Raw genomic sequence first — 17,744 nt, forward strand, 5'->3', positions numbered from 1 at the left:
TGTCTGCTTATCGTGGCGGGCGCAGTTCTGGGGAGCTCGATGGGTCGTCTCGCTAGGTAAAAAGATGGTTCGCGGTGGTATCGTTGCTGTGGGTTTAATTCGATGTGAAAGGGTGACTTTGGTGTCCAAGATGGATTCTACGCTCTCCTATATTACTGACCAGTTGAAGGCGCTTACCTCGATTGCTTCGCCTACGGGCTATACCCGTGCGGCGACTGATTATCTAATGGAAACGTTGCGTGATATGGGCTTTGGCCCCGAGCGCTCCAATAAGGGCAACGTGCTGGTTGAGCTTGGCGGCGAGGGCGAGCCGCTTGTGTTGGCGAGCCATGTCGATACCCTGGGCGCCATGGTGCGCTCCATTAAGGACAATGGTCGCCTGCGCCCCACGACCCTCGGCGGGCACCAGTGGTCTACAGCCGATGGCGAGAACTGCACCGTTTACACGCGCGATGGCAATGTCTACACGGGTGTGGTCCTCAATACCGAGCCTTCGGCGCATGTGGCCGATGAGCCGGTCAAGACCATCGAGAAGAACATGGAAATCCTGCTCGACGAGAACGTTGACAGCAAGGACGATGTGCTCGAGCTGGGTATTCAGACCGGTGACATCATCGCTATGGATCCGCGTACCACGGTGACGGAGAGCGGCTACATTAAGAGCCGCTTCTTGGACGACAAGCTGTCGGCCTCCATTTTGCTGGGCTTGGCGCGTGCCGTCGCCGCTGGCGAGGTGACGCTCTCGCGCAAGGTGTCGCTGCTCTTTACCGTGTACGAGGAGGTCGGTCACGGCGGTGCCTTTGTGCCAGCCGACACGCGCGAGATGATCAGCGTGGACATGGGCTGCGTGGGCGACGACCTGGGCTGCACCGAGCGCATGGTTTCGATTTGCGCCAAGGATTCGGGTGGTCCGTACAACTACGACCTGGTAACCACGCTGTCCAATATCGCGCGCGAGCTGGAGCTCGATTACGCCATCGATGTGTACCCGCACTACGGTTCGGACGTCGAGGCCACGCTCTCGGCCGGCTACGACATTCGCCATGGTCTGATCGGCCCCGGCGTGTACGCGAGTCACAACTACGAGCGCAGCCACATCGACGGCGTGCGCAATACCTACGAGCTCGTTCGCGCCTACGTTCAGCGCTAGGGGAGCAGCTTGCGACTCGGCTGACCAATCGCTAAGGCCCGATTTCTCGGGCCTTTTTTCGCTTTGGGTTGTTTAGTATTATGATGTCTGTAATCTATTAACTAAACGTGTAAATTACTTAACGAGGTGATGCGGTGTATGGATACGTCTGAGTACTTGTCTATGGGTGATGCTGCCCGCCTGTTGGGCGTTACGAAAGCCCGCATATCTCAACTTGCCGCATCGGGAACGCTCGCGTGCGATATTGTGGGCGGCCGGAAGATGATCGAGTACAATTCTGCGATCGCCTATCAAAAGGTCCGCAAACGAGGGCGCCGTCCTGCAGCCGATGTGGGACGCAAGTTTACGCTGATGTCGGCCGACCATGAGGTCGCGCATGTCTCATTTGATCCGACGCGCGAGTTTCCCTTCGAAATCGCCGAGGTCCTCGATGCGCAACGAATGCCGTTTGGTACATGCTCGAGCTCTTCTCCAACGGTGAATAAGCGGGAGCTCAACGCGTGGTGGGGGCATCGGTCGGTACCCGATGTTCGCCCCGGGCTTATCTCGCGCTACCGAGAGTTAGGGATCGTCAACGGCACTGAGGTGCCGGTTCAGTGCCTGGGCCTCTCGCTTTCGGATTGCTATTGGCTGCGGCCGACCGATTGCGACGGGCTCGAATGGCGAAACATCAATTACTTTGAGAACGAATTTGAGCGATCGGCGCCCGAGGGGCGTTCGGGTTGGCTGGAAGGCATCGGTCTTAAAAATCCCGACAACACATCCGAGGGCGAGCTTCCTAAATCGTGGATGATTCGCAACGGTGTTCGCGTCCTGGTCAAGGGGTGTGGCATGGACGATCAACGTCCCTTTAACGAGGCGGTTGCAACGGCTCTACATCGTCGCTTGCTGTCAGAGGGTGAGTTTGTTCCCTATGCGGTTGAGCGGATGTTCGATGGCCCTGTGTGTTTGTGCGACGACTTTCTTGACGGCCGCGAGGAATATGTTCCGGCTGTTTACGTTAAGAACGCTCTTGGCGGTCAGCGAGGAAACTCGACGTACGACCGGTACTGCCGCTTCCTTGGTAAGCATGGAGCAGACGAGGCTGCCGTGAGAAGGTCTATGTCGCAGATGATCGTTTGCGATGCCCTTTTGGCCAACAGCGATCGCCATTGGCGAAACTTCGGCATCATCCGCAATGTCGACACCCTGGAGATAAAACCTGCACCGCTGTTCGATAGCGGCAACTGTCTGTGGTATAACGTGCCAACTGCCGTGCTCTCAGCTGGGGAGTTTGGGTTTTCCGCTAAGCCGTTTGGGTCCGACCCTTTCGTCCAGCTGGCGCTTGCGGACTCGCTCGATTGGTTCGATTCATCGCGGCTCAACGGATTTGTTGATGAGGCAATCGAGATTCTTTCGCAGAGCGAATGGGCGACGGCGGAGGATCGACTCGAGGCCATTTGCCGCGGCCTCGAGCGTCGCGTAATCGAGGTTGGTGCCGCTGTTGAGGTACTTCGACACGTGCGGCGATAAACCAGCGGCTACTTAAGTGCGCCGGTTACGGTACCACCGCCCAGGACGATGTCGCCGCGATAGACTACAACGGCCTGGCCGGGGGCGATGGCTCGCTGCGGCTCGTCAAAGGTTAGCAGTATTTGCCCGTCTTCGTCACGCGTGAGGGTCGCTGCCTGGTCTTTCTGACGGTAGCGGTACTTGGCACCTACACGAATGCCGCCGGCGTCGAGCTCAGCCTCCATGCGCGTGTCCGGCGCGCTCCAGATCCACTCATCGGCAGTTAGCGCCGAGGCGGTTAGGTCCTCGGCCTCGCCCAGATGCACGGTGTTGCTGGCGGCGTCGACGCCCGTTACATACACCGGATGCGCCATCGCGACACCCAGGCCTTTGCGCTGGCCGATGGTGTAGCGCAGCGCGCCGTTATGGCGTCCGACCACGCTGCCGTCGCGCCATACAATGTCGCCCGGTGCAGCGGCATGTCCGCAGCGGCGCTCGATATAGCCCGCGTAGTCGCCGTCCGGGATAAAGCAGATGTCCTCGCTCTCGGCCTTCTTGGCGTTGATGAAGCCCTGCTCGGCGGCAATGCGGCGTACGTCGCGCTCCTTGTCCAGCCCTGCCAGCGGAAAGATTGTGCGTGCCAGGCGCTCCTGCGTAAGCGAATACAAAAAGTAGCTCTGGTCCTTTTTGGGATCTTCGCCGCGATGTAGCTGCCAGGTGCTGTCTGCCGCCTGGCTTGTTTTGGCGTAATGGCCCGTGGCGATGTAGTCGCAGCCCATGTCGAGTGCCGCATCGAGCAGCGCGCCAAACTTAATATGGCGGTTGCAGATGATGCACGGGTTGGGCGTCAACCCCTCCTGGTAGGCGGTCACGAAGCGCTCGATAACATTGCGGTCGAAGGTCTGCTGCAGGTCGAGCACATAGTGGGGTATCCCCAGGCGCTTGGCGACGGCCTTTGCATCGGCGATGTCGCGGTCGACCTTACTCATGCCCGTGGCGGGGTCGGGTGTGGGACAGGTAAGGCGCATGGTGGCGCCGACGCATTCGTAGCCCTGGCGTTTGAGCAGATAGGCAGTCACGCTGGAATCGACGCCGCCGCTCATGGCGACGAGCACGCGCTTGTTGTGCATGGGGAGGTTCTCCTTGGTGGCATGTGGCCAAAAAAGAAAAGCGGCGCGGGAGGCTGGTTCCGCGCCGCAGTCATTGTAGCAAGTTCGGACGTCTCGTGGGACACCCTGATGGGATGGGCTCAGGCTGCCGGGAGAGAGGAGACCGGTTCGTCCTGGGCTCAACCTATGGGCGACGGGCCCTAGTCCTGGAAGAGTGCCGTGGACAGGTAGCGCTCACCGGTATCGGCGAGTAGCGCCACGATGGTCTTGCCCTCGTTCTCGGGGCGCTTGGCCAGCTGCAGCGCAGCCCACACGGCGGCGCCGGACGAAATACCCACGAGCACGCCCTCCTTGTGGCCCACGGCGCGGCCGGTGGCAAAGGCGTCGTCGTTCTCGACGGGGATGATCTCGTCATAGATCTGGGTGTCGAGGACGTCGGGCACAAAGCCGGCGCCGATACCCTGGATCTTGTGTGGGCCGGCCTGGCCCTTAGAGAGCACCGGGGAGGTAGCGGGCTCGACGGCGACGACCTGAATCTCGGGGTTCTGCTCTTTGAGGAACTCGCCCACGCCGGTCACGGTGCCGCCGGTGCCAACGCCGGCGACGAAGATGTCAACCTTGCCGTCGGTGTCATCCCAGATCTCGGGGCCGGTTGTGGCCTTGTGGATGGCGGGGTTGGCGGGGTTTACAAACTGACCGGCGATGATGCTGTTGGGAGTCTCCTTCTGCAGCTCCTCGGCTTTGGCGATGGCGCCCTTCATGCCCTTGGAGCCGTCGGTGAGCACGAGCTTTGCGCCGTATGCCTGCATAAGCTTGCGACGCTCGACGGACATGGTCTCGGGCATGGTGATGATCACCTTGTAGCCGCGGGCCGCCGCCACCGAGGCGATGCCGACGCCGGTGTTACCGCTCGTGGGCTCGATGATGGTGTAGTCGCCGCCGCGCACGAGCTTGCCGGCCTTCTCGGCCTCGTCAATCATGTTTTTGGCGACACGGTCTTTGACGGAGCCGGCGGGGTTGAAGTACTCGAGCTTGACGAGCACGCGGGCCTTGAGGTCCTCGTCGGCCTCAAAGTGGGTAAGCTCCAAAAGCGGGGTGTGGCCGATAAGCTGATCGATGGACGTGTAAACCTTGCTCATGGTGAACCTCCAAAGTGTTCAAATAACTGGATACCGTGTGGTTTTACGGTGTATGTAACAGTAAAACCTACAAACCCAATAGGTTGTTCGTTTAGCTGTTGGGAAGCATAGTAGACAGCAAAGCCTAGTAATGCAATAGGAATTTATGAATTATTGCGAGTCGATTAACCATCTTGACGGGATGGGTATTTTCAAAGCCAATTTTTCGGCTAGAATTTCTACGGATTAAATGACCGAAAGGCAGCAATATATATGTTGGTTTCCACAAAGGGCAGGTATGCCCTGCGCGTTATGGTCGACCTGGCAGAGCACCAGACGGCCGGCCGCATCCCGCTCAAAGAGATTGCGGCGCGACAGGGGATTTCGGAGAAATATCTGGAGAACATTCTTGCCACACTCGTACGCGCCAATATGCTCTCGGGCATGCGCGGCAAGGGCGGCGGCTACGTGCTCACGCGCCCTCCCGAGCAGTACACGGTGGGCGAGATTCTGCGCCTGACCGAGGGTAGTCTGGCGCCGGTCGCCTGCCTGGATGGCGACTGCAAGGGCTGTTCGCGTTCGGACGAGTGCCCCACGCTCAGCGTGTGGAAGAACCTGGACAAGCTCATCAACGACTATCTCGACGGCGTGACGCTCGACCAGCTCGTCGCCCCCAACGAGGGCTACGATTACGTGATTTGATTCCACCTTCCATTTGGGGACGGGGTAGAAATGGTAGAATTCTTTACCCTCTGAGGCTCGATAAAGAAGAAGGCCGTCCATCGTTTCGATGGGCGGCCTTCATTTTGGCGTGTTGTGGCGATCCGTATCGGTTCGCTCTAGTTCTTGGCGATGCTGTCGAGAATGCTGCGCATGATGGATACCAAGATGCTGCCCATAAACGCCGATCCAAAGCTGGCGATGGAGATGCCCGCGCCCAGCAGATTCACCGACAGGTAACTCGCGAGTTCGAGCATAAAGCTGTTGACGACAAGCTGGAAAATGCCCAGCGTAATGATGGTGAGCGGCAGCGAGATGACCGTCAGGAACGGTTTGACGAGCGAATCGACGATATTGAGGAACAGTCCTACGAAGGCGAAACAGACCCAGGCCTCGGCAAAGCCGAAGGGTTGGATGCCGGGGACGAGGAACGTGGCGATCGCGATGGCGATCGAGGTGAAGAGCCAGTTAAGCATAAAGCGCATGGCGTGAATCCTTTCTTGCGCCGGGGTTGCTGGCGTCGCGTGAAGCGGCTTGCGGCGGCGACTTGGATGGTTGCGCGGGCGCGCCGCGGTATTTGAGCGCCCATTGTCTCAAATATTCGTGGAGCTTACGTGCGCATTCGGTTTCAAAACGGCATTCGACCTAAAAAACGTGCCGCTGGCAGAGAGTCTTGTCGCTTTAGTTTGGTGGTGTGCTAAACTGCTACGGGCAAAAGCCACAGGCGTTGCCCTATTGAATAGAACGGGCGAACGATGCCCGATGTTAGTATCAACCTCGATGCCTTTTGGCGGGTTTGGCGGTGATCGATGAATATCGAGAACATGTTTGACAAGCCTGATGTCAAGCAGCTAGTCCACGCATTTAGCCTTTTGGACGACGAGAAAGATATCCAAGCGTTTTTGACCGATATCTGCACGCCGCGTGAGATTTGCGATCTTTCTCAGCGTTTGCAGGTGGCGCGCTATCTGGACGAGGGCGAGCCCTATGTCGAGGTCCAGGCCCGCACCGGCGCTTCGTCCACCACGGTGAGCCGCGTGTCCAAGGCACTCAACGGCGAGTACGGCGGCTACCGCAAGATCCTCATTAAGCTGGAGGATGGCGAGTAGGCTAGCGACAAAAGCGAATTGCGCAGAACCGTCCCTTCGGGGGCGGTTTTTATATGCCCGCAATCGGCTGGTGCGTTGGGGTCAGGTTGCTTCGTACCAAAAGATGGAGCTGCGGTGGCAATGTGTCCGCTTGGGCGGGTAGGATGGATACATTGATTATTGCGAACGGTTTGAGTGGAGGACCATGCCTGTTCGAATCTATACCACCAACGCCGGCGCGGATTTGAGCGATGCCGAGGCGGCGCTGCTCGCCGACCTGGTTGCCCGCCACGGGCGTGCCGTTTTGCTGGTGCCTACGTTTGCCGAGCTCGATCTGTGCCGTCATGATGCGGCGGAAGCTGGGGTTTCACTGGGTATCGATTACAAGACCCCTTCGTCGTGGCTCCGTTCGCTGTGGGAGCTTATGGGCGATGGCCGTAGCTTTGTGGATAACCTTCAGTGCCAGATGCTGTTCTCGGACATGATCGACCGCCGCGACGACGCTGCTCTGCAGCCGCTCTCGCGCAGCCAGGGCACGGTGCGCATGCTTGCGCGTATGGCCCGCGATGTGTTGCCGGGCGTGGCGGGGGCGGGCGACGAACGCTGCCGCGATGCCGCCGCTCAGCCCGAGCCCAAAAGCGACGCCGAGGCCCGCGTTTTCGAGCTTTTGCGTGCCTACGCGGGTGGTTTGGACCGTCGAAATATGGTCGAGCCCTGCGAGGCGGCTGACATTATGGCCGGTGCCCTGGCCGATAACCTGCCGGGGTGCGCCCGTGCCGTTTGCGTGCGCGGCGTCACGTCATTTACGTATAGCTTGCTCGAGCTGCTGTCCGCCGTGGCAAACAACGGGGGAGAGGTCGTCGTGCTGCTTGCCCGCGAGCAAGCAGCGATGCGTGAGGAGCTGGCCACGGCCCTTGATGCCCGCGGCGTGCTGTTTGAGGTTGCACCGCTGGACGAGGATGCCGGCGCGTCTGATGCCGCTTGCGGGACCGCCGCTCAGCCTGCCTTTATTGAGGTCGCCGGCCCCCATGCCCGTGCTCATGTCTATGCGGACGCAATTGATGATCTGGTAAAAGCGTGCCAGGGTTCCGAGGCCGACGGCGCCGCGACGAACGCCGACCCCGCACGCGTGCTCGTCGTTTCTGCCCGGGCACCCCAGCTGTTCGGTGAGCTCGCCTCTCGTCTGGCGGCTCGTCGTATCGCTGCTGAGACAACTGAGTTCACGGCGTTTTCCCAGTCCATCGCGGGCAGGCAGCTTACGGCGCTTGCCGGCCTGATCGAGCGCATGAAGGCCGCCGACGAGGGCATCGCCTCTAAGACCGAGTGGTGGCCCGCGCCGGAGCTTACCGACTGGATTTACAGTCCGCTTTCGGGTGCCGATGCCGCCAGCGCGCTCACGTTCGATAAGAATATGCGTCTCTCGCGCAGCAAGACTACCGCGGGCGTTAAGAGCCTGCTGCAGAGCATTCAGGGCCAGGTGAGGGGCGCGCGTAAGGCGGCGAGCGACGAAAACTGGTTTAAGAATGTGCCGTGTGTGGTCTCGGACGTGTTCCAGGCGCTGTGGCGTGACAAGCCCGTGACGGCGCTCAAGGCCATGCTTGCCGTTGCCGAGGCGTTGCCCGATCGCTCGCTGGGCAGCTTGGATGGCCAAGCCCGTCGCCAGGCGGAGGTGGCCCTGCTGCGCCATGTCATCGACATCCTTATGAACGATGCTCGCGCGCTCGACGTGTCGCAGGCCGCGACCGTGCCCGTGCTCGATGGCGTTCGCACCAAGGTGGACAAGCGTAGCACCGCCTACGATTACGAGACTTACGAGGTTGACCGTGCGCCACGTGCCCAGGTTCGCTTTACTTCGCTTGCCGATGCGTCGGTTCTGCGTCCTGGCTGCTACGATGCCGTGCTGTTTGCCGATGTCGACCTGGACAGCTATCCGCTCTCACACGAAGAGGGGCCGCTGACCACGCTGACGGCGAGCCTCGGTCGCGAGGGCGTGACGCTTGAGCCTGCTGCCTTGCTGCGCGCACGCTTTGGCCGCGCGATACAAGCGTCGCGTGGTCCGGTTACGCTCGCCCGTGTGACCCACGATCGTCAGGCGCGCGAGTGCTATCCGGCGGCCGTGTGGACCGAGTTGCGGGCGCATGCCGAGGCTGTCGGCGCCGCCCAACTGGCTTGCGTGGGCGAGGGCGATATCGCGGGCGATTTTGACCCCGCAGCCGGCAAGGGCCTCAAGTGCGAGCGCGTAGCGTGCGAGGCTCCTCAGCATTTGAGCGAGGCGGCCGTGCCGTATCTGGTGCTTCGCCGTCGCGACGGCGAGGGCGAGGACGTGCCGCTTGTGCCGCGCCTGACGTCCGCCTCGCAGATCGAGTCATATTCCACCTGCCCGCTGTGCTGGTTCGTCTCGTATCGCGTTAAGCCCCAGTCCATCGACGCGGGCTTTGGCAACATGGAGAAGGGTAACTTTGTCCACGACGTGCTGGAGCACTTGCATGCCCGCCTGCCTCAAGAGGGCATGGAGCGCGTGACGCCCGAGAACCTGCCACGTGCGCAGGAGCTGCTGCGCGAGGTCTTTGACGAGACCTTGGTCGAGCATGCCTCCAAGCGTGGCAACGAGGGCCCGCTCGTGCCGCTCTCTCCGGTAGAGGAGCGCCAGGTGGCCGAGATTCTGCCGCAGCTGGAGGGAGTGCTTGCCTACGAGTCCGAGGCGCTCGCCCCCTTTGTCCCGCGTTACCTGGAGTTCGCCTTTAACGAGCTCAAAGTCGAGTATGCCGGCTGGCCGCTTGGCGGGCGCATCGACCGCGTGGACGTGGACGCCGAGAATCGTGCCGTGGTGATCGACTATAAGCACCGCACGGGCGTTGAGGAGTATAAGCTCGCCGACCCTACGGTGCGCGACGAGGAATCGGGCGAGGCCGCCATCGACGACCCACGGTGGCTACCGCCCCATACCCAGACGCTTATCTATGCGCAGGCCATGCGCCGGGCGCTGGATTTGGACACCCGCGCGGCGCTCTACTTTTCGACCAAGGGCGGCAAGCCCGCGCTGCGCGGCGCGGCGAGTGCCGAGTTGCTCGAGGAAGAGCGTGGCGACGGTCGCATCCCGGGCCTTAAGAAAGGTTTCCCCGGCGAGGGTGGCAGCATGGACTTCGACGCCCTGCTCGATCGCGTGGAGGCCGGCATCGCCGAGCGCCTGCGCGAGCTCGAGGCAGGCAACGTTGCCGCCGTCGACCCGACGTCGGCTCAGGCCGCGCATGCGCGCTGCTCGTATAACCACCAAGGAACGTTTGTAAGGAGGGACGTGTAGACCATGGATCTTTCGACCTTGATGCCGCAACAGCTGCAGATCGTCAAGACGCTCGACCGTCCGCTGTTTGTCTCGGCGGGCGCCGGTTCGGGCAAGACCTTTACCCTCACGCGCCGCATCGTCTACGCGCTCTCGCCCGAATCCGGTCCGTTCGTCGAGCATCTGGACCAGGTGCTCGCCATTACCTTTACCAAAGATGCCGCGGCCGAGATCCGTGACCGCGTGCGCCGCGCGCTCATCGACGAGGGCATGGACGAGGAGGCCCTGACCGTCGACGATGCGTGGATCTCGACCATTCACGGCATGTGCTCGCGTATCCTGCGCGCACACGCGTTGGAGCTGGGCATCGACCCCGAGTTCACGGTGCTCACCGATACCGACGAGCTTATGGACCAGGCTGTTGAGCACGTGCTGGCCCGCGCGACGGCACCCGATGCCGTCCCCGAGCTCGCGGCATCGCTCAAGGCCCTCTACGCCTGGTATCCCATGGCGGGCGAGGGCGGGCCGTTTGGTGCCGGCACCACCATTAAAGGCCTGGTGCGCGACCTGTTGGAGCTATCGAGCCAGCTGCCGGGCGGCATGGACGATGTGCGCGTGGCACGTGGCCAGGCCGACACCTCGGCGCTAGCCGATGCCTATCGCGCGGCGTTGGGCGCGAGCAAGGCCGCGACCGAGAAGGCGCAGACGGCGCTCGATGCCATCGACGCGTTCGAGGCGAGCGGCAAGACCATGGTCGATGCGGCGCGACTCATGATGTCGTGTACCATGCCGCGCGCGAGCAAGGCATTCCCTAAGGAGCAGATCGAGCTGCTCAAGGCCGAGGCCGCCGATGCGTTTATCAATATCGCGCTCGCCTGCGGTGGTCCGGCGCTCGATGCGCTGGTGGGGCTTGCCCGTGCTGTGGAGGTGGAGTACCGCGCACTCAAGGCGGGTCAGTCCGCGCTCGATAACAACGACCTGCTCCGCATGGCGTATGAGGCGCTGCGCGACTACCCGGCTATTCGAGCGGCCTATGAAGGCCGCTTTAAGATGGTCATGATCGATGAGTTTCAGGATACCGACCAGATGCAGGTCGATTTGATTCGCTATCTGACGGGTGCGGGGGAGCGCGCGCTGTGCACCGTGGGCGATGCGCAGCAGTCCATCTATCGCTTTCGTGGGGCAGAGGTCGAGGTGTTCCGTCGCCAGGAGCGCAAGGTGGGCTCGACGGCGGCGTCCGAGACGACTGCCGTGGCCGACGCCCCCGCCGGCGAGCTCGTCAAGCTTGTACGCAACTTTCGCAGTCATGACGAGGTGCTGCGCTACGTGGCGCGCGTCTTCGACGGCGATGACGGCGGCCTGATGCAGGGCTTTTTGGATCTTGAGGCGAGCGACGGCCGCAAGGACACGCTGGTGGCAGACGCCTCGCGTCGGCAGGCGCTCTTTGTTGCCGGCGGCAGCACGCAGGAGCGCACGCAGGCCAAGGCCCGCGCGATCGCGGAGCGGTTCCGCGCGCTTGCCGATGCCGGCCAGCCCCAGGGCAGTATGGTGCTGCTGCTGGGGCGCATGACCAATGCCGACGTTTATGCCCAGGCTTTCCGCGACCAGGGACTCGACTGCGTTATCGCGGGCGGCTCGGTCTTTGCCCAGGCAGCCGAGGTGCAGACGGTGCGTGCCCTGGTCTGCGCACTTGCCAACCCGGCCGATACCGCGCAGGGCCTCATGCCGTTGCTGGCCTCGCCGATGTTTGCGCTCGGCGCCCAGGAATTCCTGGCGCTGGCGACCAAGCTGGACGAGCAGACGGGGGAGACGTCGCGCCGCAACATCGATGCGGGCATCATGAGCGATTCCGATGTGCCCGGCTTGCAGGGCTTGCCACTCGTGACGCGCGCCCGCGAGGTGCTGCGCTATGCACTGCGCCGCGTGGGACGTGATTCGTTCGCGGCGATCGCGCGCGACGTGGTCAACGCTTCGGGCTGGTTCGTGCGTCTGGCGAAGCGCGGCCCCGAGGGCAAGGCCATTGCTGCCAACGTGCTCAAGGCGCTCGATGCCGTGGCCGAGGCGGAGGCCGAGTTCGGTAACTCGCCGCGCTCCATTGCGCTGGCCTTCGACCGCTTCTTGGCGGGCAAGGAAGCCCCAGGCGCCCTCAACGAGGAGGGCGACGGCGCGGTACGCATCATGACGGTGCACGCCTCCAAGGGTCTGGAATATCCGGTCGTGGCGGTTGCGGAGTGCTTTGGCGTGCGTAAGTCCTCGGGTGTGGCACAGATGGGTCGCGTCGATGGCGGTGCGCAGGTTGTGGCGCTACCGGCACGCTTCGACGGCGTTAAACTCGCGGACGGCACGTTCGTAAAGGGCGACGACGTCAAAAAACAGTTTGAGCATGCGTTTAAGGGTAAGGGCACGTCGCTATGGTTGCCGCCGGAGCTCATGGAGGACGTCTGTGCGACGGGTTCTCCCGCCGAGGCATTTGCTCGCCTGCGCAACGACGACCTGCAGCTTTCGCTCGAGGAGCGGGCCCGCTTGCTCTATGTCGCCATGACGCGTGCACGCGAGCTGGTCATTCTGGCAATGGATGCCGGCGTGAGCCGTGGCAAGGTGGCGGCGCCGACCTTCGATGTCGAGACCGATCTGACCTACGACGTACTGCGCCGTATTTTGCCGACCGACGCGCAGGCCTTGCCGCAGCTCGATGCCGACCGCCTGGTGTTCGACAACTCCCAGCCGGGCGACTACGAGCTCATTTCGCTTTCGGACTTTACCTTTGGCGAGCAGGCTTTTGAGGCTAACGCTTCGCTGGATGCCGAGGGCAGGCTTGTTCGTGGCGATGCGGAGCCGGAGGGTGCCGGTGCAGATGCCCGCGCCGCCGTTCCCGGTCCTGCCGACCCCGAGCCCGATTCGTTTGAGCTCGTGTATCCCCAGGCGGTGGGCGTGCGCATGGGCACCTGCCCGTTCCCGGCGCGTGACTCGTATAGCTACTCATCGATCGCCGCGGCCCTGCATGCCGAGGCGGAAGATCGTGCCGCCGAGACGCGTGTGCCCATGGACGAGGCCGGCGATGATGAAGACTCGGATGGCTCGGAGATGACCGATGCGGACGTGGTTGCTGCCGAGCCCCTCGGCAATCCCATGGCCTTGGGCTCGGCGTTCCATGCTGCCTGCCAGTGGCTCATCGAGATGGGCGCCAATGAACTGCCCGCCGCGCGCGCCGATGCGCTGGCGCGCCTGTGGTGCCTGACGCCGGAGCAGCGCGAGCGTTTTGACATTGCCCTGAATCGCTGGCTCAGGTCGGCGGTCCGTGCCGAGCTGCTTGCCTGGCCGTGCGTCCGTGCCGAGGTACCGTTCTTCTCGCTGGGCTGCGAGGACGAGGACATTGCCCGCTACGGCACGTATGCCGAGGGCGCCATCGATGCGTTGGCAACGAACCCGGCGGATTCGTCACGCGCGCTGGTCATCGACTACAAGACGGGCGGCACACCGGATGAGACGCCGGAACAGCTGCAGGAGAAGCACGCCCTGCAGGCGCGCGTCTACGCCGATGTGTTGCACAAGGCGGGCTTTGAGGCCGTGACCGTCAAGTTCGTCCGCGTGGAACAGCCGGATCCAACCATCTTCGTCGAACCCGCCGCACCTCAAGTAGTCACCTACAATCTTTAGCCCTCAACAGCGTGCGGTGGAATCCCTCCCGATTCCACCGCAGCTCAGGGGTAGCTAATTTGGGACGGGGCTATTTTAGCTACCCTTTGACTGACGGCGAATGAGTCGGGGTCGGAATGCGTCTCAACCGACATATGGGGGTAGCTAAAATAGCCCCGTCCCAAATTAGCTACCCGTGTGGGTTTGGCTAGGTTCGGGTGCTGTCCGCGCCGTGGGGTAAAATCGTTCAGTCAGAACACGAACCCGCATCGGAGCTCATCACATGGCATTCGTCCATCTGCACAATCACACTGTCTTCTCCATGCTCGACGGCGCAACCCGTATCCAGGATATGGTCAACCGTGCCGTTGAGCTTGGCATGCCCGCCGTGGCCATCACCGACCACGGTTACATGTATGGCGTGCCCGACCTGGCGCTGGCCTGCGACGCCGTCAACCACAACACGCCCGAGTACAAAACGTGGAGCCACGACAAGGCCTTCTTGGAAAAAGACCGCCGCGACGAGCTGGAGGAGCCCGATCCCGAGGCAAACCCGCGCGAGCATGCCCAGTACGTTAAGGACATGGCCATGTGGGACGAGAAGGGCAATATCGACGAGCTCAAGCCGCCCCTGGTCATTAAGCCCATCTTTGGCTGTGAGGTTTACTTTACGCCGGACGAGACGCTTGCCCGCGACCATAAGCCCGAGCTCTACCACATGATCCTTTTGGCCAAGGACCAGGAGGGCTACGTCAACCTGATGCAGACGGTCTCCGAGGCCGCCGTGCAGGGCTTTTACTACAAGCCGCGCGTGACGCTCGACAATCTGCGCCGCCATGCCAAGGGCATGATCTGCACCAGCGCCTGCATCGCGGGCATCATCCCCAAGTACATCGACCGCGGCGACATGGAAGGCGCCATCAAGTGGGCCGAGACCTTCCGCGATACCTTCGACCCCGGCGACTTCTATATCGAGATTCAGGAACACGGCATTACCACCGACAACGGCCTGACTGACGAGCAGATGGACCGCACGCTCATCGATATTGCCAAGCAGGTGGGTGTCAAGGTCATCGCCACCAACGACTTCCACTACCTGCGCCGCGAGGACGCGCCCGTGCAGGACGTCATCATGTGCATCGGTATGAACGCCAAGGTCGACGACCCCAACCGCATGCGCATGACCGGCTCGGAGTTCTATATGAAGACCGAGGAGGAGATGCGGGCGATGTTCCCGTATTGCCCCGAGGCCTGCGACAACACGCTCGAGATCGCTGACAAGTGCTACGTGGAGCTGGACTGGGACTCTATCATCCTGCCGCGCTTCCCGCTGCTCGATCCCGGCGAGACGCACGAGAGCCAGTTCCGCCGCGAGTGCGAGAAGGGCCTGCGCCAGCACTACGGCGATGACTGGGCCACGCGCGAGATCGGCGGCGTCAACATCAAAGAGCGCTTTGAGTACGAATACAAGGTCATTTGCGACAAGGGCTTTGCCGCCTACTTCTTGATCGTTGCTGAGTACGTGCAATGGGCCAAGGACAACGGTATCGGCGTCGGTCCCGGCCGTGGCTCGGCCGCCGGCGCTATCGTCGCCTACGCCATGAACATCACCGCGTTCGACCCGCTCGAGAACGGTCTGATGTTCGAGAGGTTCCTCTCCCCGCAGCGTACCGAGATGCCCGATATCGATATGGACTTCGACGATGAGCGGCGCCTCGAGGTCGTGGAGCACGTTCGCCAGCTCTACGGCCCCGAGAAGGTCACCCACGTCATCACCTACTCGACCATTAAGGCCAAGCAGGCCATCAACGACGCCGCACGCGTTCTGGACTACCCGGTCTATATGGGCCAGCGCCTGTCCAAGATGGTCTCGAGCGACCCCAAGGTCAAGCTCAAGCAGGTGCTCGAAAAGCAACCCGGCAAAGAGGATCTGTTTAACCCCGATTTTGCCGAGGCATATAAAAAGGACGACGACGCCCGACGCATCATCGATACGGCGCTCTCGATCGAGGGCCTCACCCGTGGCGAGGGCGTGCATGCGTGCGCCGTTCTGATCTGCCGCGACCCCGTCAACGAGCACGTGCCTACCAAGCTCGATACCAAGGGCGGCGTCGAGATTACCCAGTACGAGGGCCATACCGTCGCCGACATGGGTCTGCTCAAGATGGACTTCTTGGGCCTGCGTACGCTGACGGTTATCTCCAAGGCCAAGGCAAACATCAAAAAGAACTTCGGCATCGACATCAAAGAGGAAGAGATTCCCTTTGACGATCCCGAGATCTTTAAGCTCATGGGCTCCGGCCACACCGCCGGCGTCTTCCAGGTCGAGTCCGCCGGCATGACGGCCACGATCAAGAACATGAAGCCCACCGAGTACAAGCACGTCGTGGCATTGATCGCTCTGTACCGCCCGGGCCCGCTGGGCGCCGGCATGGTTTCGTCCTACATCAACCGTATGAACGGCAAGGAGCCGGCCGTCTCCTATGACGACCGTCTGGACGACATCCTGGGCGAAACCTACGGCACCATGGTCTACCAGGAGCAGGTTATGCTCATCTCCGTCGAGATGTGCGGCTTCTCCAAGGGCGAATCGGACTCGCGTATCCGTAAGCCCGTGGCTAAGAAAAAGATCAAGCTGCTCACGTCGACGGTGCTCCACTGGGAGGATGGCTCGGACGAGACCACCTACGACCACTGGATGAATGGCGCCATCAAGAACAACTACACGCGCGAGGTCGCCCAGAAGATTTGGGACGATGTTCTCGAGTTCGCGTCCTACGCCTTCAACAAGTCGCACTCCGCCGGCTACGCCATTCTGGTTATGCAGACGGCGTGGCTCAAGGCGCACTATCCGCACGAGTACATGGCGGCCGTTCTGACGTCCTATACGGGCAAGACCGACAAGATCGTGCACTACGTCTCGGCATGCCGTCACGACGGCATTCCTGTGCTTTCGCCAGATGTCAACGAGTCCGGTACCGAGTTCACGGCTACTAAGGAGGGCGTGCGCTTTGGTCTGGCCGGCATTCGAGGCGTGGGCACCGGCGTTGCGCAGGCGATTATCGCTGAGCGCGAGGCGGGCGGTCCGTTTAAGACGCTGCACGACTTTGTCGAGCGCGTGGACTCGGGCCAGGCCAACCGCCGCGTGATCGAATCCCTGATCAAGGCAGGCGCCTTCGACTCCACGGGGTATCCGCGTCGCCAGATGATGCACTTTGTGGACAAGAACAACCCCGAGAACATCATCGATGCCGCGGTGAAGCGCCAGAAGGATCGCGCGAGCGGCCAGACGTCGTTTTTCGATATGTTTGGCGACGTTGAGGGCTCGGGCTTCGAGGTGAGCGTGCCCGATCCGGATGGCCAGGAGTGGGACCGCCATCTTAAGCTGAGCCAGGAGAAGGAAGTTCTGGGCATCTATGTTTCGGACCACCCGCTGCGTCCGTTTGAGTATGCACTTAGCAAAGCACGCGACTTCTCGTTCTCGCAGATCGACACCGGCTACGAGGTGCAAAACCCCACGGGCGGTACCATCAACCAGGAGATTCCCGAGGGCAAGGCGCTGTGGTGGGCCGGTATGGTCTCGAGCGTGTCCAAGCGCGTGACCAAAAACGGCGACCCCATGGGCATTGTGCAGCTCGAGGACATGGAAGGCGAGGCCACGGTCGTGGTGTTCCCCAAGACATACAAGGAGGCCGAGGGGTATCTGTACGGCGAGGTCGATCCCGAGACCGGCGCACAGCTGTCCGATGCGTTTGTTCGCATTAAGGGCAAGCTCGAACGCTCGGACCGCGGCGATCAGATTATCGCGCAGGAGATCGTGCCGCTGGAGCTTAACGAGGAGAACAACAAGCCCAGGGTGTTTGAGGTCATGGTGCCCAACAGCCGCTTTAGCCAGGGCAATATGGCGCGCCTGGCCACGGTGCTCACCACCAACCCGGGCGGCGACCGCGTGGAGATCTTTATTGAGCAGGTGGACGGGCGCGTGTTGCGTGCCGAGGTGCCGGCCAAGGTTAACGCACGCTCGATTCCGCTGCTGGCCGAGGCCAAGGCCATCGTTGGCAACCAAGGCCGCGTGACGGTTATCTAAGGGTGCCTTTGCCGGGGTAGCTAATTTGGGACGGGGCTATTTTAGCTACCCTTTGACTGACGGCG

General features: G+C 61.9%; 10 protein-coding genes. 7 read left to right on the plus strand and 3 right to left on the minus strand.

From position 1 onward, the window contains the following. The first annotated feature begins 130 nt into the window (after positions 1 to 130). Together DWZ22_RS06070 and DWZ22_RS06075 are read left to right on the plus strand one after the other, a co-directional pair. Positions 131 to 1,150, plus strand: a complete 1,020-nt coding sequence (locus DWZ22_RS06070) for a M42 family metallopeptidase (RefSeq protein ID WP_117635086.1) — start codon at positions 131 to 133, stop codon at positions 1,148 to 1,150. Between the two features lie 138 nt (positions 1,151 to 1,288). Beyond that, a complete protein-coding gene (locus tag DWZ22_RS06075; protein ID WP_118405677.1) occupies positions 1,289 to 2,662 on the plus strand; it encodes a DNA-binding protein in 1,374 nt (457 codons plus the stop codon). A gap of 8 nt (positions 2,663 to 2,670) precedes the next feature. Here DWZ22_RS06075 and mnmA read toward each other — a convergent pair whose 3' ends face one another. Together mnmA and cysK are read right to left on the minus strand one after the other, a co-directional pair. Next, positions 2,671 to 3,894, minus strand: coding sequence for a tRNA 2-thiouridine(34) synthase MnmA (gene mnmA / locus DWZ22_RS06080; RefSeq protein WP_369833889.1), 1,224 nt, complete (start codon positions 3,892 to 3,894; stop codon positions 2,671 to 2,673). A gap of 56 nt (positions 3,895 to 3,950) precedes the next feature. Further along, the gene (gene cysK / locus DWZ22_RS06085) at positions 3,951 to 4,889 is read right to left on the minus strand and encodes a cysteine synthase A (protein ID WP_117794760.1); all 939 of its coding nucleotides are present in this window, start codon (positions 4,887 to 4,889) and stop codon (positions 3,951 to 3,953) included. Positions 4,890 to 5,141: 252 nt separating this feature from the next. Here cysK and DWZ22_RS06090 point away from each other — a divergent pair, with 252 nt between their 5' ends. Next, a complete protein-coding gene (locus DWZ22_RS06090) occupies positions 5,142 to 5,570 on the plus strand; it encodes an Rrf2 family transcriptional regulator (RefSeq protein ID WP_118405679.1) in 429 nt (142 codons plus the stop codon). Between the two features lie 137 nt (positions 5,571 to 5,707). Here DWZ22_RS06090 and DWZ22_RS06095 read toward each other — a convergent pair whose 3' ends face one another. Continuing rightward, positions 5,708 to 6,073: a phage holin family protein gene (locus tag DWZ22_RS06095; protein ID WP_118405680.1), complete on the minus strand. Its 366-nt coding sequence runs from the start codon at positions 6,071 to 6,073 to the stop codon at positions 5,708 to 5,710. Between the two features lie 324 nt (positions 6,074 to 6,397). Between DWZ22_RS06095 and DWZ22_RS06100 the strand changes: the two genes are divergently transcribed. From DWZ22_RS06100 to dnaE, 4 genes are all read left to right on the plus strand, one after another. After that, complete coding sequence (locus DWZ22_RS06100; protein WP_022094855.1) at positions 6,398 to 6,697, plus strand: YerC/YecD family TrpR-related protein; 300 nt, start codon at positions 6,398 to 6,400, stop codon at positions 6,695 to 6,697. 184 nt (positions 6,698 to 6,881) lie between these two features. After that, positions 6,882 to 9,977: a PD-(D/E)XK nuclease family protein gene (locus DWZ22_RS06105; protein ID WP_118405681.1), complete on the plus strand. Its 3,096-nt coding sequence runs from the start codon at positions 6,882 to 6,884 to the stop codon at positions 9,975 to 9,977. 3 nt (positions 9,978 to 9,980) lie between these two features. Continuing rightward, on the plus strand, positions 9,981 to 13,613 hold the full coding sequence (locus tag DWZ22_RS06110) for a UvrD-helicase domain-containing protein (RefSeq protein ID WP_118405682.1): 3,633 nt from the start codon (positions 9,981 to 9,983) through the stop codon (positions 13,611 to 13,613). 262 nt (positions 13,614 to 13,875) lie between these two features. Further along, positions 13,876 to 17,679, plus strand: a complete 3,804-nt coding sequence (dnaE, locus tag DWZ22_RS06115; RefSeq protein ID WP_118405683.1) for a DNA polymerase III subunit alpha — start codon at positions 13,876 to 13,878, stop codon at positions 17,677 to 17,679. The last annotated feature ends 65 nt before the right edge of the window (positions 17,680 to 17,744 follow it).

It is taken from the genome of Collinsella sp. AF31-11 (assembly GCF_003475605.1).
Lineage (GTDB): Bacteria > Actinomycetota > Coriobacteriia > Coriobacteriales > Coriobacteriaceae > Collinsella.

What these genes read in the sequence shown, in the direction of transcription:
- DWZ22_RS06090 (WP_118405679.1), top strand. Translation starts at nt 5,142, where the DNA reads ATGTTGGTTTCCACAAAGGGCAGGTATGCCCTGCGCGTTATGGTCGAC.
- dnaE (WP_118405683.1), top strand. Translation starts at nt 13,876, where the DNA reads ATGGCATTCGTCCATCTGCACAATCACACTGTCTTCTCCATGCTCGAC.
- DWZ22_RS06095 (WP_118405680.1), bottom strand. Translation starts at nt 6,073, where the DNA reads ATGCGCTTTATGCTTAACTGGCTCTTCACCTCGATCGCCATCGCGATC.
- DWZ22_RS06070 (WP_117635086.1), top strand. Translation starts at nt 131, where the DNA reads ATGGATTCTACGCTCTCCTATATTACTGACCAGTTGAAGGCGCTTACC.
- cysK (WP_117794760.1), bottom strand. Translation starts at nt 4,889, where the DNA reads ATGAGCAAGGTTTACACGTCCATCGATCAGCTTATCGGCCACACCCCG.
- DWZ22_RS06110 (WP_118405682.1), top strand. Translation starts at nt 9,981, where the DNA reads ATGGATCTTTCGACCTTGATGCCGCAACAGCTGCAGATCGTCAAGACG.
- DWZ22_RS06075 (WP_118405677.1), top strand. Translation starts at nt 1,289, where the DNA reads ATGGATACGTCTGAGTACTTGTCTATGGGTGATGCTGCCCGCCTGTTG.
- DWZ22_RS06105 (WP_118405681.1), top strand. Translation starts at nt 6,882, where the DNA reads ATGCCTGTTCGAATCTATACCACCAACGCCGGCGCGGATTTGAGCGAT.
- DWZ22_RS06100 (WP_022094855.1), top strand. Translation starts at nt 6,398, where the DNA reads ATGAATATCGAGAACATGTTTGACAAGCCTGATGTCAAGCAGCTAGTC.